The organism is Williamsia sp. CHRR-6, assembly GCF_018474015.1.
GTDB lineage: Bacteria > Actinomycetota > Actinomycetes > Mycobacteriales > Mycobacteriaceae > Williamsia_A.
On sequence record NZ_JAHCSG010000003.1, the window covers coordinates 370192 to 393842 of the forward strand.

23 protein-coding genes are annotated in these 23651 nt (G+C 67.1%); 10 read left to right on the forward strand and 13 right to left on the reverse strand.

From position 1 onward, the window contains the following. The first annotated feature begins 75 nt into the window (after window positions 1–75). The 3 genes from KIK15_RS10545 to leuA all read left to right on the forward strand — a co-directional run bounded on the left by KIK15_RS10545 (window position 76) and on the right by leuA (window position 4216). On the forward strand, window positions 76–1587 hold the full coding sequence (locus KIK15_RS10545; RefSeq protein WP_214244184.1) for an MFS transporter: 1512 nt from the start codon (window positions 76–78) through the stop codon (window positions 1585–1587). Between the two features lie 57 nt (window positions 1588–1644). Continuing rightward, entirely contained in the window at window positions 1645–2214 is a 570-nt protein-coding gene (locus tag KIK15_RS10550) for a nitroreductase family protein (RefSeq protein WP_214244186.1), read from the forward strand. A 187-nt stretch (window positions 2215–2401) separates the two neighbouring features. Further along, window positions 2402–4216, forward strand: a complete 1815-nt coding sequence (gene leuA / locus KIK15_RS10555; RefSeq protein WP_214244188.1) for a 2-isopropylmalate synthase — start codon at window positions 2402–2404, stop codon at window positions 4214–4216. A 123-nt stretch (window positions 4217–4339) separates the two neighbouring features. Here leuA and KIK15_RS18765 read toward each other — a convergent pair whose 3' ends face one another. Both KIK15_RS18765 and rarD read right to left on the reverse strand, forming a co-directional pair. After that, window positions 4340–5041: an HAD family hydrolase gene (locus tag KIK15_RS18765; RefSeq protein WP_214244190.1), complete on the reverse strand. Its 702-nt coding sequence runs from the start codon at window positions 5039–5041 to the stop codon at window positions 4340–4342. Then, window positions 5038–5922, reverse strand: a complete 885-nt coding sequence (gene rarD, locus KIK15_RS10565) for an EamA family transporter RarD (protein WP_214244588.1) — start codon at window positions 5920–5922, stop codon at window positions 5038–5040. Before rarD ends, KIK15_RS18765 begins: the two co-directional genes overlap by 4 nt. Before the next feature lie 149 nt (window positions 5923–6071). On the opposite strand from rarD, the gene KIK15_RS10570 reads away from it, so the two are divergent. The 4 genes from KIK15_RS10570 to KIK15_RS10585 all read left to right on the forward strand — a co-directional run bounded on the left by KIK15_RS10570 (window position 6072) and on the right by KIK15_RS10585 (window position 11737). Next, on the forward strand, window positions 6072–8822 hold the full coding sequence (locus tag KIK15_RS10570; protein ID WP_214244193.1) for a tetratricopeptide repeat protein: 2751 nt from the start codon (window positions 6072–6074) through the stop codon (window positions 8820–8822). A gap of 201 nt (window positions 8823–9023) precedes the next feature. Further along, a complete protein-coding gene (locus KIK15_RS10575) occupies window positions 9024–10289 on the forward strand; it encodes a Mur ligase family protein (protein ID WP_214244195.1) in 1266 nt (421 codons plus the stop codon). Beyond that, entirely contained in the window at window positions 10282–10998 is a 717-nt protein-coding gene (locus tag KIK15_RS10580; protein WP_214244197.1) for a type 1 glutamine amidotransferase, read from the forward strand. The genes KIK15_RS10575 and KIK15_RS10580 overlap by 8 nt, the downstream gene beginning before the upstream one ends. Window positions 10999–11107: 109 nt before the next feature. Then, the gene (locus KIK15_RS10585; protein WP_214244199.1) at window positions 11108–11737 is read left to right on the forward strand and encodes a hypothetical protein; all 630 of its coding nucleotides are present in this window, start codon (window positions 11108–11110) and stop codon (window positions 11735–11737) included. On the opposite strand, the gene KIK15_RS10590 is transcribed toward KIK15_RS10585, so the two are convergent. The 7 genes from KIK15_RS10590 to KIK15_RS10620 all read right to left on the reverse strand — a co-directional run bounded on the left by KIK15_RS10590 (window position 11731) and on the right by KIK15_RS10620 (window position 15641). Further along, complete coding sequence (locus tag KIK15_RS10590) at window positions 11731–12285, reverse strand: uridine kinase (RefSeq protein WP_214244201.1); 555 nt, start codon at window positions 12283–12285, stop codon at window positions 11731–11733. The genes KIK15_RS10585 and KIK15_RS10590 overlap by 7 nt on opposite strands. Beyond that, window positions 12282–12893 carry a recombination mediator RecR gene (recR, locus tag KIK15_RS10595; protein WP_214244203.1) on the reverse strand — a complete coding sequence of 204 codons (612 nt, stop codon included), beginning with the start codon at window positions 12891–12893 and terminating at the stop codon, window positions 12282–12284. Before recR ends, KIK15_RS10590 begins: the two co-directional genes overlap by 4 nt. 7 nt (window positions 12894–12900) lie before the next feature. Further along, a complete protein-coding gene (locus KIK15_RS10600; RefSeq protein ID WP_214244589.1) occupies window positions 12901–13209 on the reverse strand; it encodes a YbaB/EbfC family nucleoid-associated protein in 309 nt (102 codons plus the stop codon). Between the two features lie 69 nt (window positions 13210–13278). Beyond that, a complete protein-coding gene (locus KIK15_RS10605; protein WP_214244205.1) occupies window positions 13279–13617 on the reverse strand; it encodes a hypothetical protein in 339 nt (112 codons plus the stop codon). 52 nt (window positions 13618–13669) lie between these two features. Continuing rightward, complete coding sequence (locus KIK15_RS10610) at window positions 13670–14599, reverse strand: pseudouridine synthase (RefSeq protein WP_214244207.1); 930 nt, start codon at window positions 14597–14599, stop codon at window positions 13670–13672. Between the two features lie 29 nt (window positions 14600–14628). Continuing rightward, on the reverse strand, window positions 14629–15066 hold the full coding sequence (locus KIK15_RS10615; RefSeq protein WP_214244209.1) for an SRPBCC family protein: 438 nt from the start codon (window positions 15064–15066) through the stop codon (window positions 14629–14631). 140 nt (window positions 15067–15206) lie between these two features. Next, entirely contained in the window at window positions 15207–15641 is a 435-nt protein-coding gene (locus KIK15_RS10620; protein WP_250324436.1) for an OsmC family protein, read from the reverse strand. A 156-nt stretch (window positions 15642–15797) separates the two neighbouring features. Here KIK15_RS10620 and KIK15_RS10625 point away from each other — a divergent pair, with 156 nt between their 5' ends. From KIK15_RS10625 to KIK15_RS10635, 3 genes are read left to right on the forward strand one after another with little or no spacing between them, the layout of a single operon-like run. Continuing rightward, window positions 15798–17198: an FAD-binding oxidoreductase gene (locus KIK15_RS10625; protein WP_214244591.1), complete on the forward strand. Its 1401-nt coding sequence runs from the start codon at window positions 15798–15800 to the stop codon at window positions 17196–17198. Then, window positions 17195–18547, forward strand: coding sequence for a class I SAM-dependent methyltransferase (locus tag KIK15_RS10630; protein WP_214244211.1), 1353 nt, complete (start codon window positions 17195–17197; stop codon window positions 18545–18547). Before KIK15_RS10625 ends, KIK15_RS10630 begins: the two co-directional genes overlap by 4 nt. 25 nt (window positions 18548–18572) lie before the next feature. Continuing rightward, window positions 18573–19670: an NAD(P)/FAD-dependent oxidoreductase gene (locus KIK15_RS10635; protein ID WP_214244212.1), complete on the forward strand. Its 1098-nt coding sequence runs from the start codon at window positions 18573–18575 to the stop codon at window positions 19668–19670. On the opposite strand, the gene KIK15_RS10640 is transcribed toward KIK15_RS10635, so the two are convergent. The 4 genes from KIK15_RS10640 to KIK15_RS10655 all read right to left on the reverse strand — a co-directional run bounded on the left by KIK15_RS10640 (window position 19667) and on the right by KIK15_RS10655 (window position 23649). After that, window positions 19667–20161: an HD domain-containing protein gene (locus KIK15_RS10640; protein WP_214244213.1), complete on the reverse strand. Its 495-nt coding sequence runs from the start codon at window positions 20159–20161 to the stop codon at window positions 19667–19669. The two genes, KIK15_RS10635 and KIK15_RS10640, sit on opposite strands and share 4 nt — an antisense overlap. A 66-nt stretch (window positions 20162–20227) precedes the next feature. Beyond that, complete coding sequence (gene msrA / locus KIK15_RS10645) at window positions 20228–20776, reverse strand: peptide-methionine (S)-S-oxide reductase MsrA (protein WP_214244215.1); 549 nt, start codon at window positions 20774–20776, stop codon at window positions 20228–20230. Then, window positions 20776–21264: a peptide-methionine (R)-S-oxide reductase MsrB gene (gene msrB / locus KIK15_RS10650; RefSeq protein WP_214244217.1), complete on the reverse strand. Its 489-nt coding sequence runs from the start codon at window positions 21262–21264 to the stop codon at window positions 20776–20778. Before msrB ends, msrA begins: the two co-directional genes overlap by 1 nt. Before the next feature lie 228 nt (window positions 21265–21492). Then, the gene (locus tag KIK15_RS10655; protein ID WP_214244219.1) at window positions 21493–23649 is read right to left on the reverse strand and encodes a DNA polymerase III subunit gamma and tau; all 2157 of its coding nucleotides are present in this window, start codon (window positions 23647–23649) and stop codon (window positions 21493–21495) included. Window positions 23650–23651: the final 2 nt, after the last annotated feature.

Here is a 23651-nt window from a genome sequence, read left to right on the forward strand (position 1 = left end):
CGTTGTACGCATCCACAACGCGTACGCCGTACGCGCAGGTGACAGACCTGTCACCACCTGAGCAAGGAGCCTGTGATGAGTACCGCCGCGCCGCACACCGAGGGACTGACCCCCGGATCCGGCGCTCCCCGAACCGACCCCCGGGCCTGGCTGGGCCTGGCGATCATGACCCTGCCGGTGCTGCTTGTGGCGATGGACTTCTCCATCCTCTACCTGGCCATGCCCACCATCACCACTGCACTCAACCCTTCTGCGGCCGAACAACTCTGGATTCTCGACATCTACGGGTTCCTGATCGCCGGCCTGCTGATCACCATGGGCAACATCGGCGACCGCTTCGGTCGCCGGCGCGTACTTCTCACCGGAGCAACTGTTTTCGGTGTCGCCTCGGTCATCGCCGCCCTCGCCCCGACCGCCGAGGTCTTGATCGGCGCCCGGGCCCTGATGGGTATCGGTGGGGCCACCCTGATGCCGGCCACCCTGTCGTTGATCACCAACATGTTCCCCGACGCCAAGGCCCGGTCGCTGGCCATCGGCGTGTGGACGGCATGTTTCGCAGGCGGCTCGGCGGTGGGCCCGGTGATCGGCGGGGTGATGCTGCATCACTTCTGGTGGGGTTCGGTGTTCCTGCTCAACGTCCCGGTGATCGCATTGCTGTTGGTGTTCGCGCCCCGATTGGTACCCGAATACCGTTCCGGCACAACGGCACCCTTTGACGTCACCGGCGTGGTGCTCTCGTTGGCGGGCATCCTGCCGCTGGTCTACGCGATCAAACACCTCGCCGCCGAGGGCCTCGACGCCACCGCGGTCATCACCGGCGTGATCGGGGTGGTCGCGCTGGCCGCGTTCTTCCGCCAGCAGCAGACCGCGAAACATCCACTGCTACAGCTCAACCTGTTCCGTAGCCCCATCTTCTCCTCAGCCATCCTGGCCGCCCTGGTGTGCATGATGGCGCTGGGCGCCACGTCCTATCTCACCGGCATCTATCTGCAGTCGGTCCTGAACCACGACGTGTTGGCCGCGGCACTGGCTGGTATCCCGGCGGCAGTGTCGGTGGCGGTGTTCTCCTTGGGCGCCGCACGGATCGGAGCCTGGTTGGGAACCCGACTGGCGTTCGTCGCCGCGCTGGCGGTCTCTGCGACAGGCAACCTGGCGCTGTTGCTGCTGGGCACCGACACCCCCGTCTGGATCTACCTGGCCGCCACCACCGTCGCCGGCGTGGGCTACGGCGTCATCTTCAGCCTGGTGTCGGAGGTGGCGATCGCCGCCGCACCGCCTGAGCGCGCCGGTGCCGCATCGGGCATCTCGGAGACCAGCTTCGAGCTGGGTACGTCGTTGGGGCTGGCGCTGATCGGATCGCTGGCCACCGTGGTCTACCGCAGCCACGCCGACGGTCGCCCGTTCTCCGACACCCTGGGCGAGACCCTGAAACGGGCCCGCGAGATCGGGTCGACGCGCGGCGCCGACCTGGCCGAGACCGCCCGGGTGGCCTTTGTCGACGGCCTGCACGTGGCCGCGGCGACCGCCGCCGGGCTACTGCTGGCGACCGCCGTCGTCATCGCGTGTGTGCTCCGCACCCGTGAGTGATTGTGGAGGGCCCGCCCTCCAAACTCGCGCACGGGCGCGTAGCGCATAATGGGCTGCATGCATGAGATCTTCGAAAAGCGTTGGAGCGCACGTGGCCTCGATCCGGCAGCCACCATCCCGGCGTCTGATGTGGCCGAGATCCTCGACGCGGCGCGCTGGGCGCCCACCTGGGGCGGCACCCAGCCGGTCCGGATGATCGTGGGCGTGCGCGGCGACGAGGTCTTCGACGCGATCGCGGCCACCCTGGCCCCAGGCAACGACTGGGCGTTGTCAGCATCGGCGCTGGTCCTGATGACCACCCGGGCCGACGCCGAGGACGAGAACGCACACACCTACGGGGCGGTCGACCTGGGTCTGGCCGCTGCACAGCTGATCCTGCAGGCCACTGCCCTGGGATACACCGCGCACCCGATGGCCGGCTTCGAGTCGGGCCTGGCCGTGGAGACGTTCGAGATCCCGGCCGGACATCGTCCGCTGCTGGTGGTGTCGATCGGGTCGCTGGCCGATCCGGCCACCCTCAGCCCGAAGATCCAGGCCCGTGACACCAAGGAACGCACCCGGCTGCCGCTGACCGAGGTCGCCTTCGGGGCTCACTGGGGACGTCCGACCCCGCTGCTGGAGCCCTGAACCATCGGCCCTGGCCTGCGGTCTGTGTCGACGAAACCATTTGGCCGGGTCACAGCGCGGGAGTATCGTGACCGACGTGCGGCGTGACCTCCTTCTCGGTTGCCGCGGCGGGGTCTGATCCGACCGGCTCCCTGCCGCGGGATTCGATGCTGTGCCGGTCACCACGACCCGAGCAAGGACACCTCCCATGCCTGCAGCAGACAGTTTCACCTCCGGAGTGAGCCGCATCGTCGAGCCCACCGGCCCTGTTCCCGATGACCAAGCCCCGTGGAACACCCAGCGCAACTCGGCGCTGCCGGTGCACCGCTACAAGTCGTTCGCCGACGAGGTCGAGACGATCTCGCTGCCCGACCGCACGTGGCCCGACCGGGTGATCGACCGCGCCCCCGCCTGGTGTGCGGTGGACCTGCGCGACGGCAACCAGGCCCTCATCGACCCGATGAGCCCGGCCCGCAAGCGCCGCATGTTCGACCTGTTGGTCCGCATGGGCTACAAGGAGATCGAGGTCGGTTTCCCCTCGGCCAGCCAGACCGATTTCGACTTCGTCCGCGAGATCATCACCGACGGGGCCATTCCCGACGACGTCACCATCCAGGTGCTCACGCAGAGTCGTGACGAGCTGATCGAGCGCACCTTTCAGGCGTGCGCCGGAGCCCGCTCGGTGATCGTGCACTTCTACAACTCCACCTCGGTGCTGCAGCGTCGGGTGGTGTTTCGCGCCGACAAGGCCGCGATCACCACGATCGCCACCGATGCCGCGCACAAGTGCAAGAGCGAGGAGTCGAAGTACCCCGAGACCACGTGGCGCTACGAGTATTCGCCGGAGTCCTACACCGGCACCGAGCTGAGCTACGCCAAGGACGTCTGCGACGCGGTGGCCGAGGTGATCGACCCGACGCCGGAGAACCCGATCATCATCAACCTGCCCGCCACGGTCGAGATGGCCACCCCCAACGTCTACGCCGACTCCATCGAGTGGATGCACCGCAACCTGGCGCGCCGCGATTCGATCATCCTGAGCCTGCATCCCCACAACGATCGTGGAACTGCCGTCGCCGCAGCCGAATTGGGCTTCCAAGCCGGCGCCGACCGGATCGAGGGCTGTCTGTTCGGCAACGGCGAGCGCACCGGCAACGTGTGCCTGGTGACCCTCGGGATGAACCTGTTCAGTCGCGGCGTGGACCCGCAGATCAACTTCGCCGACATCGACGAGATCCGGCGCACCGTGGAGTACTGCAACCAGCTCAACGTGCCTGAGCGTCACCCCTACGGAGGCGACCTGGTCTACACGGCGTTCTCCGGCAGCCATCAGGACGCCATCAACAAGGGCCTCGATCAGATGAAGGTCGATGCCGAGAGAGCCGGTTGCGACGTCGACGACCTGTACTGGCAGGTGCCCTATCTGCCGATCGACCCGAAAGACGTTGGACGCAACTACGAGGCCGTCATCCGGGTCAACAGCCAGTCCGGCAAGGGCGGCGTCGCCTACATCATGAAGGCCGACCACGGTCTGGTGATGCCACGTCGACTGCAGATCGAGTTCAGCCGCGAGATCCAGAAGATCACCGACGGTGAAGGCGGCGAGGTGTCGCCCAAGGAGATGTGGGATGTCTTCGCCACCGAATACCTGCAGCCCATCCGCCCGCTCGAGCGGATCCGGCAGCGGGTGGACGCCTCTGAGGTGGACGGCGGCGAGGACACCATCACCGCGGTGGTGAAGGTCGACGGTGTGGAGAAGGAGATCTCCGGCGCAGGCAACGGTCCGCTTGCGGCCTTCGTCGACGCTCTGGCCGGCGTCGGTTTCGACGTCCGCATCCTCGACTACAGCGAGCACGCGTTGACCGCAGGCGACGACGCAAGCGCGGTGAGCTACGTGGAGGCCGAGATCGGCGGTGACACCGTCTGGGGTGTCGGCATAGCCACCTCGATCACCACGGCGTCGCTGCGCGCGGTGGTGTCGGCGGTCAACCGCGCGCGCCGGCACCAGAACGCGGGCGCCTGAAGTCCGGGGCATGGCCGAGGACTGGCGGGCGAAACGAGTACAGACACTGCGCGAGCTGAGCATGAGCGCCGATGCGGCCATGGTCGAAGAGGTCAAGTGGCGTCAGCCGTCGAACCCCGATGGCTAGACCTGCGGCGTCGGCCCGTCGGTGAGGATGCGGGCCAGGTCGTCGAACGACGTCGCCTCGATGTCTGGGGTGGTGAAGCCGGCGGGGTAGACCGCGCCGTGTCGATTGATCCACGCGGTGCGCAGTCCCACGCGGCGCGCGCCTTCGAGATCCCATGGGTGCACCGCCACCATCAGCCCGTCGGCGGCGTCGATCCCTGCCCACCCCAGGCCGTGCCGATAGGCGACGGGCGAGGGCTTCCACGCCCCGGCGTCATCGACGGAGAGGTACTCCTCGACCACCGTTGCTGCCGCGGTGGATTCGAACAACGCGCGCGCCACCGCCGCCGACCCGTTGCTCAGCGTCACCACGCGCACCCCCGCATCGGCCAGCGCAACCAACCCGGACACCACGTCGGGATGCGGTTGCGCGCGCAGGAATCCACTCATGAGATCTGCTGCAGCAGTGGCGATCTCGTCGTCGGACAGACCCTCGGCGACCGCACGGATGCGGGCGGCGGCCACCTGCGCACCGAGGTCGGCGAATCGTGGACAGTCCCCCAGCACGGTCGCCGCGAACCCGTCGCGCAGTACCGCCAGATACCAGGGGTAGACGTCGGCCGCGTTGAGCCCAGCCGCCTCGAACGCCGGGGTCAGCGAATCCAGGTCCGACAACGTCTCGTTCACGTCGAGGAAGGCCACCAGCGGCCGATCGATCACGGTGCCACCACCTCCACGCTCGGCCGGGCCGATCGGCCCTCGCGCATGCGCGCCATGGCGTCAAAGGAGAACACCGCCAGCGCGCACCAGATGAGCCCGAACCCGATCCACCGTGACGCCGGCATGGACTCGCCGTTGACCGCCACACCCCACAGCAGTTGCAGCCCGGGCGTGAGGTACTGCAGCAGCCCCAGCGTGACCAGTGGAACCCGCTGTGCGGCAATGCCGAACAGCAGCAGCGGCACCGCGGTCACCGGCCCGGCCGCCACCAGCAGCAAGGCAGGCCCGGTGCCGTGCGACAGCGCCGTGGAGGTCCCAGTCATCGCCAGCACCACCAGATAGACCACGGCGACCGGGGTTCCCACCACACCCTCGGCCGCCAACGAGGTGCGCGGATCGAGTCCGACGATCTTCTTCATCGCACCGTAGAAGGCGAACGACACCGCCAGCAGCAGCGAGATGACCGGTGGTCGTCCGTAATCCACGGTCAGCACCACCACCGCCACCACCGCCAACACCACTGCTGCGCTTTGCCATCGGTTGATCCGCTCGGCGAAGAACACCACGCCGAAGAGCACGCTGACCAACGGGTTGATGAAGTAGCCGAGGGCGGCCTCGACGACATGCTGGTGCACCACGGCGTAGACGTAGACACCCCAGTTGACCGAGATCGCCGCCGAGGACACCGCGACGATCAGCCAGGCGCGTCGATCGAGTTCAGCCAGCGTGCGCAGATGGCCGGTGGCGGCCAGCACGATCACCATCAGCAGGCACGTCCAGACGATCCGATGGGCGAGGATCTCCCCGGCACCCATATAGGTGAACATCTCGAAGAACGCCGGAAACAACCCCCACAGTCCGTATGCCCCCAGCCCGGCCATCAGTCCACCCCTGCTGCGCCGGCGCGAGTCATGGGTCACCGGATGACTCTATCGCCGCGTCACCTCCCCTGGCCCCCGGTCGGTTCCCGCACTAACGTTCTCCGTCGAAGCCCGGAAAGGCCGGGCCCGGGTAGGTGACGCGCGCCCGGATGACTCGAGAGCAGCGATCGGACGAGGTGATGTCAGCAGAGGAGATCGGCGAACGGCTGGCCGCGATCTGCGACGAGCCCGAACCCGACGCCCGGGCCCTGGGCGAGCTGCGGCGTACGGCCGAATCGGAGCTAGGGGTCCACCACCCACTGACCTGGGAGGTGACCTGTCACCACGCCACCGCCGTGGCCCACGCGGGCAACGACGTCGAAGGCTTGGAGTCGTTGGACGTGGTGTTGGCACGTGCCCAGCGCGACGATCCGGCCGGCACCGCGGCCACCCGCGCACTGGAGTTCAAAGCGGCGCTGCTGTCGCACCTGGACCGCGACGACGAGGCGGCCGCGCTGTGGGAGCAGGTGGTGCGACAGTGGCGGATACACGACGGCGAACGCAGCGCGCGGGTCCTGACCGCACGTTTTCAGTTCTCGCGCACGTTGGCGTGGTCGGGTGAACTCGACCGAGCGCTGGGGGAGATAGGTGCGGTGCTCGCCGACAGCGACCACGTGTGGTCACCGTATGACCCCCCGGCGATCGACGTACTGACCCATCAGGCACGCCTGTTGCGCTCGCTGGACCGGCTCGAGCAGTCGATCGAGGTGTATCGGCGAATCCTGGCGCGGCGGCTGGTAGCCCAGGGTGCCGACCACCCACGCACCCTTCGGGTGCGCAAACACATCGCCATCATGATCAGGGACAAAGACGGTCCCGAGGAAGCACTGCGCATCCTCGAAGACCTGGCCGCAGACACTCTCGACGCACTGGGACCCACGCACAACGAGAGCTTCGACGTGGCCGAAGAGGTCGCCTACACCCTCAGCCTCAGTGGTGAGCACCGTCGGGCCGACACCGCCTACCGACACCTGGTCTCGGGCCGGACCCTGATCCCTGAGGGCCCCTATCTTGCGGTGGCCGTGCGTAGATGGACTGCGGCGATCACTCGGGTACCCGACGACGGATCGGCGGGTGTCGATGTGGGCGGATCGTTCCAGTTGGCGCTTGAGGTGTCGAAGGAGCGGTTGGCCACCGATGTGGGTCATCTCGATGCGATGTACCGCAGGTTCGCCGGATGGCTGGCCGCCCAGCACCGTCACGCCGACGCCGTGGCGGTGCTGCGTGAGGCCGAACCCATTGCTGGGCAATTGGGTTCGGCAACACTGCTCGACGTCCGACATCATCTCGCCCGCTCGCTGCGGTCGCTGGGACGGGTGGAGGAGAGCATCGAGGTGCTGCGCCACGCGCTGACCGAGGCCGCCGATCTGGATCCCGAGCGGCGACGCCCGGTCGAACACAGCCTGGCGATGACGTTGAGCGACATCGATCGTGGTGCCGAAGCCATCGAATTGTTCCGCCGCCGCGCGCCGGCCGGCGCGGAGGTGAGCATCGAGGATGCCGCCGACCTCGCCGTGATCTTCGTGCGCGATGAGCGCTACTCCGACGCCATCGCGGTACTCACCCCGCACGCGGCCACCGCCGTGGAGCACGGCCGGGTGGGCTTGCGGGTGTTGGGTAATCTGGCCTTGGCATTGTGCGGCAGCGGATCTCACCAACGCGCGCTGGCCATGTGGGCCGAGTTGTCGGCAGCTGAACGTGAGCAGAACACATCCGACATCACCGACATCCACCGGACCCGCCACAACATGGCTCGCGAGTACGGGCACGTCGAGGACTTCACCAGGGCCATCAGCGAATTCGACCAGGTGATCGCCGAGCGGCGGGCAAGGGTGGGGCCGGAGTCGCCGGACACGCTCACCTCGATGTCCGCGCGGGCGTACGTGTTCGAGCAGATGGGCGATCTCGCCGAGGCGATCCGCAGCTATCGCGAGGTGTGGGAACTACGCCGACGGGTGTTGGGCGACAACCACCCCAGCACCGCCGATTCGGCACGCGACCTGGGCGACGTACTGGCGCGGGCCGGTGACACCGCCGGGCTCGAGGAGGTGACCGACGCCGCGCTGGCCGGGCTCGCCTCCGACGGTGACAGTCCCGCTGCGGCCGGGCGCAACGCCTACCTGCGCGGCGTGCTGCTCAAACGACGTGACCGCACCGCAGACTCGCTGGTCGAATTCCGCAGGGCCACCGAACTGTTGGAGCAGAGCCTAGGCGCAGGTGCCCCGGCGACGATCACCGCGCGCAAGGCCGCCGCTGACGCAGTGTACGGGCTGGGACAGTACGCCGACGCGGTGCGGGCCTACCGAGTTGTGTTGCCGTTCTTGGAATCTGAGGACCGCCGACAGGATCAGGTGAACGTGCTCGACAGGTTCAGCACCGCTCTGCAGAAGGCCGGAGCACACGCCGAGGCGATGGACGCGTTGCGCCACGCATATGACCTCGCGGTCGCCTGGGCGCCGGATGACCGCAACACTCTGCGGATCCGCTCGAACCTGGGGCGTCGCCTGGCTGCGCAGGGAGATCACGACGCAGCCGAGAGCATCTACCGCGCGCTGGCCACCGACCGGGAACGAGTGCTGGGTCCTGACGATCGACTCACCCTGGACACGCGCAGCGATGTGGCTGAGACGCTGCTGGCCCGCGGCGATGCCCGGGGCGCGAAGGCACTGTTCGCAACGCTGGTCCCGCACATGGAACGGGTGTTGGGCCCCGACGACCGCGACACCGTGCGGGCCCGCGGCAAACACGCCGAGGCCGTCGAGCAGGCGAGCGCCACTGTGGCGCGCTACGTCTCGGCTGGGATCGCTACTGTCATCGCAGTGATCCTGGTGGCGATGGTCGTGGTGAACACGTTCAGCTGACCGGTGTCGACCCGGATGCTGCTGAAAACTGCTGCCTCAGGATACTTCGAGGGACCATTCCCCTCCACAACCTGACCCCGCGCAGTTTTCAGCAGACGGAGTTCACCTGCAGATCGTCGGTGCGGTGGTGGTGATCGGAGGCAGTCCGGCCGGAACCGTCGGTGCGGCGCGCCCGCGCCGGGTTATGGAAGACTCCACGCCATGTCCGACGCCAGATCACTGCCGCTGCGCACCCGAGCTGCACTCGGCGCCGCCGCCCTCGCCCGCTGGGCTTCTCGCACCACCGGTCGTGGCAAAGGCTCCATGATCGGCGGGCTGATCGCCGCCAAGATCGACCCACAGATCATGGGACGGTTGGCCGCCGGCAAACGCACCGTGGTGATCACCGGCACCAACGGAAAGTCCACCACCACCAAGATGACCGCAGCCGCGTTGGCGAGCATCGGTGGCGAGGTGATCACCCAGGCCGACGGCGCCAACATGGACGCAGGCATCATCGCCACCCTCACGTTGGGGCAGCACGCACCGTTGGCGGCCATCGAGGTCGACGAGTTGCACGTACCGCACGTCAGCGACGCGATGAACCCTGAAGTGCTTGTGCTGCTGAACCTTTCCCGCGATCAGTTGGATCGGGTGGGCGAGATCAACATCATCGAGCGGCGGCTGCGCGAGGGCATCGCCCGGCATCCGGCGATGACAGTGGTGGCCAACTGCGACGACGTGCTGGTCACCTCGGCCGCCTACGACGCACCGAATGTGGTGTGGGTGGCCGCCGGCGCCGGCTGGGCGAATGACTCGGTGAGCTGCCCCCGCTCCGGGGAACCGATCATCCGGGACTTCGACGGTGGATGGCGCAGCAGCGGAACCGATTTCGCCCGACCCCAGCCGCACTGGTGGTTCGACGACGTGTCCATCCACGGGCCGAACGGCTTCACCGCTCCGCTGACCCTGACCCTGCCCGGAAAAGCCAACCGCGGCAACGCCACCCAGGCAGTGGCCGCAGCGGTGGCACTCGGAGCCGATCCGGCCGCGGCGGTGCGCGCGGTGTCGGGGGTGGGCGAGGTGGCCGGACGCTACGGGGTGCGCACCGTGGGACCCCACTCGGTCCGGTTGCTGCTGGCCAAGAATCCGGCCGGCTGGCAGGAGGCGCTGTCGATGATCGATCCCGATGCCGACGGTCTGGTGATCGCGGTGAACGGTCAGGTGCCTGACGGCGAGGACCTGTCGTGGCTGTGGGACGTGCGGTTCGAGCACTTCGAGAACACCGTGGTCGTCGCCGCAGGCGAACGCGCGGCCGATCTCGGGGTGCGGCTGCTCTACGCCGGCGCCGAGCACACCACTGTGCCCGATCCGCTGAAGGCGATCGCTGCCTGCCCGCCGGGTCGGGTGGATGTGTTGGCCAACTACACCGCTTTTCGTGATCTCGGGGTCGCGATCGATCGGATCGAGCGGGGTGCGCATGCCTGAGTCGACTCTGCGGATCGGGCTGGTGCTGCCCGACGTGATGGGCACCTACGGTGACGGTGGGAACGCGTTGGTGTTGCGGCAGCGGGCCCGGATGCGCGGCATCAACGCCGAGATAATCTCGATCACCCTCGACGACCCGGTTCCGAACTCACTCGACGTCTACACCCTCGGCGGCGCCGAGGACTATGCGCAACGGCTGGCCACGCGACACCTCATGCGGTATCCGGGATTACAGGAGGCGGCCGGTCGAGGCGCGCCGGTGTTGGCCATCTGCGCCGCCATCCAGGTGTTGGGTCACTGGTACGAGACCTCGGCCGGTGAGCGGGTCGACGCCGTGGGCCTGCTGGACCTGACCACCTCCCCCCAGGCTGGACGTAGCATCGGCGAGCTGGTGAGCACACCGCTGCTGGCGGGGCTCACCCAGACGCTGACCGGCTTCGAAAACCATCGGGGTGGAACGGTTCTGGGGTCCGGGTCGGTGCCGCTGGCGACCGTGAGACACGGTGACGGCAATCGAGTGGGCGACCGTATCGACGGCGCGGTGACCGGATCGGTGATCGGCACCTACCTGCACGGTCCGGCCCTGGCCCGCAACCCGGAGTTGGCCGACCTGCTGCTGCGCCAAGCACTGGGTGTCGACGAGCTGGCCCCCCTGGACCTGCCGGAGATCGACCAGCTGCGCCGCGAGCGGATCGCCGCGGCGCGCTGAGCCCGCCAGCGCCAGACAGCAGTGGTAACGCCGCGTACCACCTGTGCGATGCTCCCTGTGACAGGTAGTTCACACGGGTAAGGGGCTGGAGATGGGTGCATCACGACGGATGACTTCGCTTGCGGGCGCGGCTGTGTTCGCGGTCGCATTGGTGTCGCTGACCGCGTGCGGCGGTGATGATTCCGCGAACGGCGGAAGAAGCACCACCACGGTCACCGCCACCGCAGAGGCACCCCGATCGCCGTCGATACCGGCACCGGTGCCCGCCGACAGACCCGGTGACGCCGACCCGACATCGGACGCTGCGGCGGCCGCCACTGTTCCCACCAGCCCGGCCCGGGGAACCGTCGACCCCAAGACATTCGCCAGCTATGAGCAGGGTGGCGCTGCGTACTACTTCTACTCGCCCAGCCTCAACGTCGGCTGCGGCATCTACGTCGACGGCTACGCGCCCGATGGTGTCGGATGCCAGGCCGTGACGTCGGTTCCAACGGCGCAGGGCCTGGTGTGCAAGAACGGCGGGGCCAGCGTGTACGGCATCAGCATCGCCAAGGGCCGGGCCAGCGCCGCCTGCTTCAACCAGGGCATCTACTTCGGCGCAGACAAGACGAAGGTGCTGCCCTACGGCCAGTCGATCGTGGTGGGAACACGCTCGTGCACCTCGACCACCATCGGGATGACCTGCTATGACGGCGCCGCCGGCTTCACCTTGGCACGCGACCGCAACGAAACCTATTGAGCCGTAGGCAGTTCGAGCACCTCACACCGTTCGCGGGTGCGGTCGATGGCAAACCAGCCGGCCTCGAAATCCTGCCAGCGGCGCAGATGGTCGCGTTCGGTTTCCCCGTCCCGCGCCACCGCCCGCTCCAACCGCTGCCCAGCGGTTCCACCGTCGATCCAGAGCGCGCGGTCGGCACGCCCGGCCATCGCCGACCGTGCGCTCGACACCCCCTCGATGACCAGCAGCGGCTCCCAGCGCAGCCACACCCTCGGTCCCCGTTCGGGGACACCGCCGCGCCAGACCATCGGGTGGTAGCGGTAGTCATGGCCGCGCTCAAACGATTTCAGGATCTCGGCCTCGAACTCCGGCCACCATCCGACCGGGTTGTCCCACGTGGCGAAATCGTCGGTGCGCACCAACACCGCCCCCACGCCACGCGCCCACACCGCTTCGGTCAGGCGATCGGCAAAGGTGGATTTGCCTGAGCCCGAGGGCCCGTCGATCACGACGATCCCGTTGCGCAACTCGGCGGCGATGCGCGTGGCCGCATCGTCGAGGTGGTTCACGACAGGACGCGACGCCCCGACAGGGCGCGGCCGAGTGTCAGCTCGTCGGCGAACTCCAGGTCGCCGCCCATGGGCAGGCCGGAGGCCAACCGGGTGACCGACAGTCCCGGAAAGTCTTTGAGCATCCGCACCAGGTAGGTGGCCGTCGCTTCACCCTCGGTGTTCGGGTCGGTGGCCACGATCACCTCGGTGACATCCACCCCGTCATCCTGATTGGCCAAGCGCCGCAACAGTTCTCGAATGCGTAGCTGGTCGGGGCCCACCCCACCGAGCGGGTCGAGGGCCCCGCCGAGAACGTGGTAGCGGCCGGTGAACTCCTTGGTGCGCTCGATGGCCTGGACATCCTTGGGTTCTTCCACCACACAGATCTTCGTCGCGTCGCGCCGGGCGTCACTGCAGATGCGGCACCGGGTGTCGGCGGAGACGTTGCCGCATTCGCTGCAGAACACCACGTTGTCGCGCACGTTGGCCATCGCTGCGATCACCCGGTCGATGTCCTTCTTCTCCCCGGCGAGCAAGTGGAACGCAATCCGTTGGGCACCCTTGGGTCCCAGACCGGGGAGCTTGGACAGCTCGTCGATCAGGTCCTGGATCGGTCCCTCGTACACCGAAGCGTCAGCCGCCGAGTCCGGGTAGCCCGCCCAGCCCACCGGCGAGTGGACCCATGGCCGTGCTGGCCAGCTCGTCACGCTTGGCGGCCAGATCGGCCAGCGCCCCGACGATGAGGTCCTGCAGGGTCTCCACGTCGTCGGCGTCGACCACCTTCGGGTCGATGTGCACGCCCGTCACCTCACCGGCACCCGAGCCGGTCACGGTGACCAGCCCGCCGCCGGCGCTCCCGGTCAGCTCGGTGGCGGCGATCTGGTTCTGCGCCGCCATCAGCTGCTGTTGCATCTTCTGCGCCTGCTCCAGCAGGCCCGCCATCGGGTTCTCAGGATCCACGGAGACCAGAGTAAACGCCGTCGGGCGACGGTCCCGTGCGCAGCGCCCACATCAGCGCAGCAACCGGGTCACGTGCTCGACGATCTCGTCGACGGTGGTGCCGTGAGCAGGGGCGACCACGAACGACAAGACGTCGCTGCCCCCGAAGATCCGGGCGGCGTGCGGGGTGAGGGCGAACTCGAAACGCTCGCCGTCGACCACCCGCCAGTCGACGATGCCGCCGGGTACCGGTGCACTCATCCCGGTGGTCACCTGGTGGACCGGCGCGCGATCGGTAACGGTGATCAACAGGTCACGCTGGATCTGGAAACAGTCCCCGCTCTCGGAGTCGAGGAAGATGACGGCTTCCAGACCATGGGAGTCCAGGCGCTCGTGGGAGACGACGATCATGGTGCACATTGTCCCCGTGCGTGAATCTGGAGGGCGGGCACGCCACATTCACTCACGGGTCGCGCAGCGACACAAAGGTTCGGCGGGTGCCGGAATACGGGTCGTCGAACTCCAACCGGGCCGCGACCAGACGCAGCGGACGCGAGAAGTCGCCGGCGTCGGGGCGCGCCGCGAGTTCGGGACGAACCTGCGGGTACAGCGGATCGCCGTCGATCGGCATCCCCAACGCGGCCATGTGCACCCGCAGTTGATGGGTGCGCCCGGTGACCGGCGTCAACCGATACTCCGTCAAACCGTCTGTGCGCGTGACGGAGTCATCCACCTCGATGCGACTGATCGCGTTGACCGGGCCGTCGACCACCCGTGCGCGCAGATCCCCAGCGTCTTTGAGGATCCGGTTGCGCACCTCTGCGGGGAACACCACGTCGGCGGATGGACAAGGCGCAGCGGCGCGATACTGCTTGTGTACCAATCGTTCTGCGAACAGCTGTTGATAGGCGCGACGAACCTCGGGCCGACAGGTGAGCAGCAGAACGCCGGCGGTCAACCGGTCCAACCGGTGCGCGGGACTGATCAGATCGTTGCCCAGTTCGCGCCGCAGGCGCACCAGCGCCGTCTGCACCACGTGCGCGCCGCGCGGCATGGTGGCCAAGAAGTGCGGTTTGTCCACCACCACGATGTCGTCGTCGAGGTGCAGGATCGGCATATCGTGGTCGATCTCGGTCTCCACCGGAAGATCGCGGTAGAGAAACATCGGGGTGTGGGCAGGTACCACATCATCGGGCGCCAGGACCCGTCCGGCACCGTCGACCACTTCGCCATCGCGAAAGCGTTGACGCAGAGCAGGTTCGGTGAGGTCAGCCAACGACGACGAGGTCAGCAGGACATCGATGACACGCTGATCGTCGACGCGCGCGACCACGCGGGTGGCGTCCACCCCGTTGCGCGGCGGCAACGGCACCGGCCGACGACGCCGACCCATCGGTCAGCGCCGCCGGACGGCCACGACGATCACTTCTCCAGACGCGACTTCAGGTTGCCCAGCAGGGCCGCCTGAATCTTGTTGAGCCCCTTGGGGGCGAAGGTCTTCTCGAAAAACCCGCCGATACCACCGGCCCCGGCCCACGCCGAGGTGGTGGAGACGGTGGAGCCGTTGCCTGCCGGGGTCACGGTGTAGGTGGTGACCATGGTGGAGTTGGCGTCACGCTCGGTGATGGTGGATCCGTCCACGGTGACGGTGGCCTGGACGTCACGTGAGCGCTTGGACGTGGCCTGCAGGATCCAGTGTGCGACAGTGCCTGCGCCGACTCCACCCTTGATCAGCGTGTAGTCGCGGTACTGCTCGGGCAGGATGGCCGGGCGCACCACCTTGTAGTCGCTCAGCGCGGCGAGCACCTCACTGGGTGCGGCGGCGATGTCGATCGATTGGGTAGCCGAAACCTGGGCCACGACGGGTCACTCCTTGTGTTCGCATGGATGCCGTCACCGGCATGGATGCCCTCTACGATACGGGCCGGACCCGCAGCCTCAGCCGCGCACGAGGGTGACCTTGACCGCCAGCGACTGCGCCACCACGCAGTAGCGCTCGGTCACCTCCAGCACTTGGCCACCTTCGCGTCGTCAGCGTCGGTGTCGAAGGTGAAGGTCACGATCAGGTCACTGGTTCCTACCGCAGTGTCACGGTCCACGCCCAACGTTCCGCGCGCGTCGAAGGTGCCCTCGGCCCGGATCGCCATGTTGGACACATTGACCGACATCGCGGTGGCGACCGACCGGAACGTCACGCCGGCGCAGCCGACGAGCGCCTGCAACAACATGTCTCCCGAGCACGCGTCGCTGCCGTCGCCTCCAGTGGTGGGGTGCAGGCCGGCACGGATGGGGCCGGCCCATGAGTCGACGGTGCAGGTGATGGCGTCGCCCTCGAACGTTGCGACCGCATGGATCGCAGCGATCGCCGCCGACGGGTTCTCCCGATAGGTGTCCTTGAGGGGCTTTTGAAGGTTGCGCAATGCGGAGGCGTCCATGCCCACGATCGTCGCATGAGACCGACCTGTGACGTTGTGGGGTCATGTGATGCCGGGCCGTCATCGAACAGTGCCCTGCGGTGGTTGGCGGGTATGTCCGGTGCGCCATAGGCTCAGCCCACGATGACAACGACCTCGACTCCGAACAACCACGAGATGGGCTGGGCGGCTTTCGAACGTGGGGTGAGAGCCCTGCGCGAAAGCTACGCGGCCATCCCCGACCATGCCACCGTGCGGCTGGCCAAGAAGACCTCGAACCTGTTCCGTAGTCGGGCGAAGAACCCCCACCCGGGGCTCGACGTGTCCGGGCTGAACAAGGTGATCGCCATCGACCCCGAGGCGATGACCGCAGACGTCGCGGGAATGTGTACCTATGAGGATCTGGTGGCCGCCACCCTGCGATATGGGTTGGCTCCGTTGGTCGTTCCGCAACTCAAGACCATCACCCTCGGCGGAGCGGTGACCGGGCTGGGGATCGAGAGCACGTCGTTTCGCAGTGGGCTGCCGCACGAGAGCGTGGTGGAGATGGACATCTTCACCGGCACCGGGGAGATCGTCACCGCAAGCCCCACCAACGAGCACGCCGACCTGTTCTTCGGGTTTCCCAACTCCTACGGCACCCTGGGCTACAGCACCCGACTGAAGATCACCCTGGAACCGGTGAAACCCTTTGTCGCCCTGCGACATGTGCGCTTTCCGTCGGTGCTGGCGCTACAGCAGGCGCTGGATCGGATCGTGACCGAACGCAGCTGGGACGGCGAGGCGGTGGACTATCTCGACGGTGTGGTGTTCACCGCCGACGAGTCGTATCTGGTGCTGGGACGCCAGACCGACGAGGCCGGGCCGGTGAGCGACTACACCGGATCGCAGATCTTCTACCGCTCCATCCAGCACCCGGCGGGTGACAGCCCCACGCGTGACCGGCTCACCATCTCCGACTACCTGTGGCGATGGGACACCGACTGGTTCTGGTGTTCTCGCGCCTTCGGGGCGCAGAACCCGAAAATCCGCCGCCTGTGGCCGAAACGCCTGTTGCGCAGCAGTTTCTATTGGAAGCTGATCGCGCTGGATCATCGATTCGACATCGCCGACCGCCTCAACGCTCGTAAGGGGTTGCCGCCCAACGAGCGCGTGGTCCAGGACATCGAGGTCCCGATCGAACGGACCGCCGAGTTCGTCGGCTGGTTCCTGGAGAACATCCCGATCGAACCGATCTGGCTGTGCCCGTTGCGACTTCACCAACCTGCTCCGCCCGGCGCCGATGATGACCGGCCATGGCCGCTGTATCCGCTGGAGCCGCGACGTACCTACGTCAACGTCGGATTCTGGTCGGCGGTACCGAAAATCGCGGGCGAACCCGAGGGTCGGGCCAACATACTGATCGAAAAGACCGTTTCTGCGATGGACGGGCACAAATCGCTGTACTCAGACGCTTACTACGACGAAGACGAGTTCGACGAGCTGTACGGCGGTGAGGCCCTGCGCTTGTTGAAGAAGACCTACGATCCGACATCCCGATTCCTGGATCTCTACGCGAAGGCGGTGCGCAGGCAATGACGACCATCAAACCCACCAGTTCCACCACGAGTGGCAACGACACCGGGTTGCTGAACCGTTCGATCATCTCGGCCCCCAAGATGACGCTGTCGGAGATCGTCGAGGCACTGGTCGGCGGCGACCTGTCGATCCGGGTGAGCGCCTACGACGGCAGCACCGCCGGCCCTGCCGACGCCGAGTTCGGCGTAGAACTCACCTCGCCGCGCGGCACCACCTATCTGGTGACCGCGCCCGGAGACCTGGGTCTGGCACGGGCCTACATCTCCGGCGATCTGGTGCTGCACGGCGCGCATCCCGGCGATCCCTACGACGGTCTGCGCGCGGTGGGCGAAAAGGTGAGCTTCACCCGCCCCAGCACGCTGACGATGGCCAACATCACCCGGTCGCTGGGAATCGAGCACTTCAAGCCGATCGCCCCGCCCCCGCAGGAAGCGCAGCCCCGGTGGCGTCGCATCGCAGATGGCTTGCGTAGCAGCAAGGCTCGCTCGGCCGAGGCGATCAGCCACCACTACGACGTGTCCAATGCGTTCTACGAGATGGTGCTGGGTACGTCGATGACCTACACCTGCGCCTGCTACCCCGACCGTGACGCGACCTTGGAAACCGCGCAGGACAACAAGTATCGGCTGGTGTTCGAGAAGCTGAACCTCAAGGCAGGTGACCGGCTGCTCGACATCGGTTGCGGCTGGGGCGGAATGGTGCGCTACGCCGCCCGCCGCGGCGTCTACGCGATCGGTGCCACCTTGTCGGCCGAGCAGGCGCAGTGGGCACAGCAGGCCATCATCGACGAGGGGCTGGGCGAGTTCGCGCAGGTGCGCCACAGTGATTACCGCGACGTAGCCGAATCCGGTTTCGACGCAGTGTCATCCATCGGGTTGACCGAGCACATCGGTGTGGCGAGTTATCCCTCGTATTTCGGGTTCATGCGCGAGAAGGTGAAGGCTGGTGGGCTGATCCTCAACCACTGCATCACTCGTCCCGACAACCGGGGCAAGAACCGGGCGGGCGCGTTCATCGACCGCTACGTGTTCCCCGACGGCGAGCTGACCGGATCGGGCACGATCATCTCGGCCATCCAGGACCTCGGCGGCATGGAGGTGCTGCATGAGGAGAACCTGCGCGAGCACTATGCGATGACACTGCGGGACTGGAACGCCAACCTGGTTGCGAACTGGGACGCTGCGGTGGACGAAGTGGGCGAATCGACCGCGCGACTGTGGGGTCTGTACATGGCGGCCTGCCGAATCGGGTTCGACCGCAATGTAATCCAGCTTCATCAGGTGTTGGCCACCAAACTCGACGATCAGGGTTCCAACCTGTTGCCGCTGCGGCCGTGGTGGAACGCCTGAGCATCAGCTGCTGCGACGGGCTGCGATGACCGACGTCGATTCCGTCGTCATCGGGGCCGGTGTGGTCGGTCTCGCCGTGGCACGCGCGCTGGCGACCACCGGCCGCGAAGTACTGGTCCTCGAAGCGCTCGACGACATCGGCCTGGGGACCAGTTCGCGTAGTTCTGAAGTGATCCACGCCGGAATCTATTATCCGGCAGGGTCGTTGAAGGCACAGCTCTGCGTGGCCGGTCGTTCCGCGCTGTACCGGTACTGCGTCGAGCATGGGGTGCCGCATCACCGGATCGGCAAGATGATCGTCGCCACCGACGAAGATCAGGTGCAGCAGTTGGCGGGGATCGCAGCGCGAGCCGCAGCCAACGGGGTGGACGATCTGCAGTTGTTGTCCAAACGTCATGCGACAGAACTGGAACCGGCGGTGCAGGCCGAGGGCGCGCTGCTGTCCCCGTCCACCGGGATCGTCGATTCGGCCGCGCTGATGCGCAGCTACCGGCGCGACGTGGTCGACGCGGGTGGCGATGTGGCCCTGCGCAGTCCGGTCCGTGCGGTGCGAGCCGGCACCTACGGGCTGGTGGTGGAGGTGGCCGGTGACACCGGCGGCGCGCTTCGTGCGCGGGAGGTGATCAACGCAGCCGGGTTGGGCGCGTGGTCGGTGGCCGCGAATCCACCGCCGCCGCGGTTCCTGGCCAAAGGCAACTACTTTCGGCTAGAGCGGGGTCGCGCCCCGTTCACCCGACTGATCTATCCGGTACCGGTCGACGGTGGGCTGGGTATCCATCTCACCCTCGACCTCGACGGTGCGGCACGTTTCGGACCCGACGTGCAATGGTTGGACCCCGCCGACTCCGGCTCGGACTACAGCGTGGATCCGGCACGCGCGCAGACGTTCTACGAAGGGATCCGCCAGTACTGGCCTGACCTGCCCGACGACGCGCTGGCACCCGACTACAGCGGCATCCGCCCGAAGGTCACCGGCCCGGGACAACCGGCCGGTGACTTCACGATCATCGGACCCGCCGAATCCGGCACACCCGGGCTGGTTGAGCTGTTCGGTATCGAATCACCCGGTCTCACATCGTCACTGGCAATCGCAGACCGTGTCGTGGAGATGCTGAAGGTCTAGCTTTCGGGCGGAAGAGGCGTGCGGGTGGCCAGTTCGTCGGCGAGATCGTCGCGACCCAGCGCACGAAACGCCTTCGTGTACTTGGTCATCAACTTCTGCTGCAGTTCCAGCGGTAGCCGACTGAGTCGACTTGGGTCGGTGTTCTCGCCCAGATCAGCAAGCTTGACCGCCAGCGCAGCCGGATGGGTTCGGATCAACGCGTAGTAGTCGTCGGGGGACTGCTGCTTGTCGCGGGTCACCAACGCGACTGTATCGATGACCTGCTGCGGGATCCCTCGAGCGAGCAGGTCGATGGCGGTGAACTCGGAGTCCTCGATCACGTCGTGCAGTAGGGCCGCAGCCACCAGGTGCTCATCGGACTGATCCACCCGGCGCGACACCGCGCGTGGATGTTCGATGTAGTCGACCCCGAGTTTGTCGGTCTGGCCCCGATGCGCTTGCGCCGCAATGCCATCAGCGATCGCCACCAGCGATGTCCCCGCGTCACCCATGTCGCTCCTCCGGTCGCACGATGAGGGCGGGCGATAAGCCGCCCTCATCGTGAATTGTACAACTGATCAGGCGGTGGTGGCCTCATCTCGGCGCGGCAGCACCCAGTCCGGGCGTACATAGTGGCAGGTGTAGCCACCGGGATTGCGGATCAGGTAGTCCTGGTGTTCGGGCTCGGCCTGCCAGAACGGTCCGGCGGGTTCGATGGTGGTGACCACCGGACCCGGCCACAGGCCCGAGGCGTTCACATCGGCGATGGTGTCGCGTGCGACCCGCTCCTGCTCGGGTGACTGCGGGAAGATGGCCGAGCGGTAGCTGGAGCCCACATCGTTGCCCTGTCGGTCCTTGGTGGTGGGGTCGTGTGCCTGGAAGAAGAAGGCCAGGATGTCGCGGAACGTGGTCTGCGACGGGTCGAACACGATCTCCACAGCCTCGGCGTGGCCAGGGTGGTTGCGGTAGGTGGCATGGTCGTTGCGGCCGCCGGTGTACCCGACGCGGGTCGCGATGACACCAGGTCGGCGACGGATGAGGTCTTCCATGCCCCAGAAGCAGCCGCCCGCCAAGACTGCGGTCTCGGTGCCAGTGCGGGTGGTGACCTGGCCGGTGTCAGTACTCATCAGGAGATCTCCTCAGTGTGGGACGGACTGGACGGGCTGGGGGTGTCTGCGAACAGGGACAGGAACTGGCCGTAACCTTCGGCTTTGAGTTTATCGACCGGAATGAACCGCAGCGCAGCAGAATTCATGCAGTACCGTTGCCCGCCCTGGGATCGGGGACCATCGTCGAAGACGTGCCCGAGGTGACTGTCGGCCGCAGCCGAGCGCACCTCGGTGCGTTTCATGAACAGCTTCCGATCTGTCTTGGTGGTCACCGCTGCCGCATCGATGGGACGAGTGAAACTAGGCCAGCCGGTGCCGGAGTCGTATTTGTCGGTCGACGAGAACAGCGGTTCCCCGGACACGACGTCGACGTAGATGCCGGGTTCGTGGTTGTCCCAGTAGGCGCCTGTGAACGCCCGCTCGGTGCCTTCCTGCTGGGTGACGCGGTACTGCTCAGGCGTCAACGCCCGGACCGCCTCGTCGGTTTTGCGGTAGTTCGTGCTCACCACTTCCTCCTTCGAACGACGCTGGCTGCGTCGTCTACGAAGATCAACGAACGAGGGCCGCGTTTTGGTCCCGAGCGTCGGAAAGTCGCGGCTCCTCACGCCGACGAACGTGAGCTCGGCGCGGCTCGCGGAATCCCGAAACTGCTCAGCAGGGTGGTGCTGGTACACGACATAGGAAGAACAATGTGTTCGCCTGGGGAGCCAGATCCGAACAGACGTTGGGCCCGATCAGTCGATGGGGCGGGCACCCAACTCGTCGGCGAGCAGTTTCAACGCCACCTGCTCGGGATCCTGACGCGGATCGGGGTCGTTGTTGTGCGCGTCAGAGATCATCTCGTCACGCTCGGCGTCGGTAAGGTCCTCGTCGGCAACCGGCGGCACCGGTTCCGGGGAGGGCTCCTCCGGCGGTGGCGGCTCGTCCCCCGCGCCCGGTGCGGGGGCTTCGCCGGCACCCGGCGAGCGACCCTTGCGGGTGTAACTCGCCTGTCCGGCGGGCTTGGCGGTGCGACCGTTCGTCGACCCGGACGATCCCGTGACCGGTTGTACCGCAACATCATTGGCTTGATGCACGCAATGCACCCGCCAGGTTCCACCGAACACCGCAGCCATCGCATCCGCGATCACGGTGGCGCCGCGATCACTGGCCAGCCGAGCCACCAACGGCGCGGCCTCGTGGCTGATGGTGAGCGTGTCACCGGTGATGTCGCGGACGGTGACCCCGGCCAACATCACCTCGATGATCTTGTCCCGCTCCCGCACCGCCGCCCGTACCTCGGCCCAGGCTGCGCGTACCGCCGCCACATCGACACCGGCGACAGCTGCGGCCGGCTCCGGCCCGGACGGTTCCGGCTCGGGCCGCTGTTGGTGCGGTTGGGATTCGGACTGGTTTTCGGCCTCGGGTTCTGGTTCTGGTTCTGGTTCCACCTCGGCGATCGGCTCTGATCGGGCTTCGATGCGGCCGGGTTCACTGACCTCGGGCTCAGTGACCTCGGGTTCAGCGACCTCGGGCTCAACTGCGGCCGGTGGAGCTGCCGGGGCAGGTCCGGGCGCCGACGCCGCCTGGGCCGCCACCTCGGGTTCGGCCACAGTCGCGGGTTGCGGCTCCGGTGGCGGCTGTTGCGATCGCCGCACGAACCGCGATCCGGTGTCGGCCGGCGGCGCGCTCACCGCGGCAGCCGGCGGCGAAGCGGTGGCAGCGGCCGACCGAACGACGGGGGCGGTGACCACACCACCGGCCAGCTGCGCCTCGATCCGTTCGATCCGTTGCAGCACAGCCGATTCCGCATCGGTGGTAGACGGCAGCAGCATGCGTGCGCACATCACCTCCAGCAGCAAGCGCGGTGAGGTGGTGCCACGCATCTCGCCCAGCGCCGCATGCACGGTGTCGGCGTGGCGGGTCAACGTGGCCGGTCCCAGTCCGCTCACCTGGGCCCGCATCCGGTCGAGCTGGTCATCGGGGGCCTCGACGAGCCCACGGTCGGCCGCATCGGGCACCGCCTGCAGCAAGATCAGGTCGCGAAAGCGCTCCAGCAGGTCGACGGCGAAGCGGCGTGGGTCGTGTCCGGCGTCTACGAGTTGTTCCACCGCCCCGAACAACGCGGCACCATCACCGGCGGCCAACGCATCCACCGCCGCATCGATCAACGCGACATCGGTGACGCCGAGCAGCGTCAACGCCCGGTCGTAGGTGACGCCCTGATCGCCGGCGCCGGCCAACAACTGATCGAGCACGCTCAACGAATCACGGGGTGATCCGCCACCGGCCCGGATGACCAGCGGGAACACCGTCGGTGCGACGGTGACCTGCTCCTGGGTGCAGATCTTCTCCAACAGCCCACGCATCACCGGCGGCGCCAACAGCCGGAACGGGTAGTGGTGGGTACGCGAGCGGATGGTGGGCAACACCTTCTCCGGCTCGGTGGTGGCGAACACGAAGATGAGGTGCGCGGGCGGCTCTTCGACGATCTTGAGCAGGGCGTTGAAACCCGCGTTGGACACCATGTGCGCCTCGTCGACGATGAACACCCGGTAGCGCGACTCGGCGGGGGCGTAGAACGCCTTGTCCCGCAGGTCACGGGTGTCCTCGACACCACCGTGACTAGCTGCGTCGAGCTCGATCACATCGAGGTTGCCGGGCCCGCCCGGAGCCAACGCGACACACGACGCACACGTCCCACACGGCCGCGAGGTGGGCCCCTGCTCGCAGTTGAGGGAGCGGGCGAGGATGCGCGCCGACGAGGTCTTCCCGCAGCCGCGCGGACCGGAGAACAGGTAGGCGTGGTTGATGCGACCGGAGTCCAGCGCCCGACACAGTGGCTCGGTGACGTGTTCCTGGCCGACGACGTCGGCAAACGTAGCGGGTCGATACGTCCGGTAGAGGGCCACGC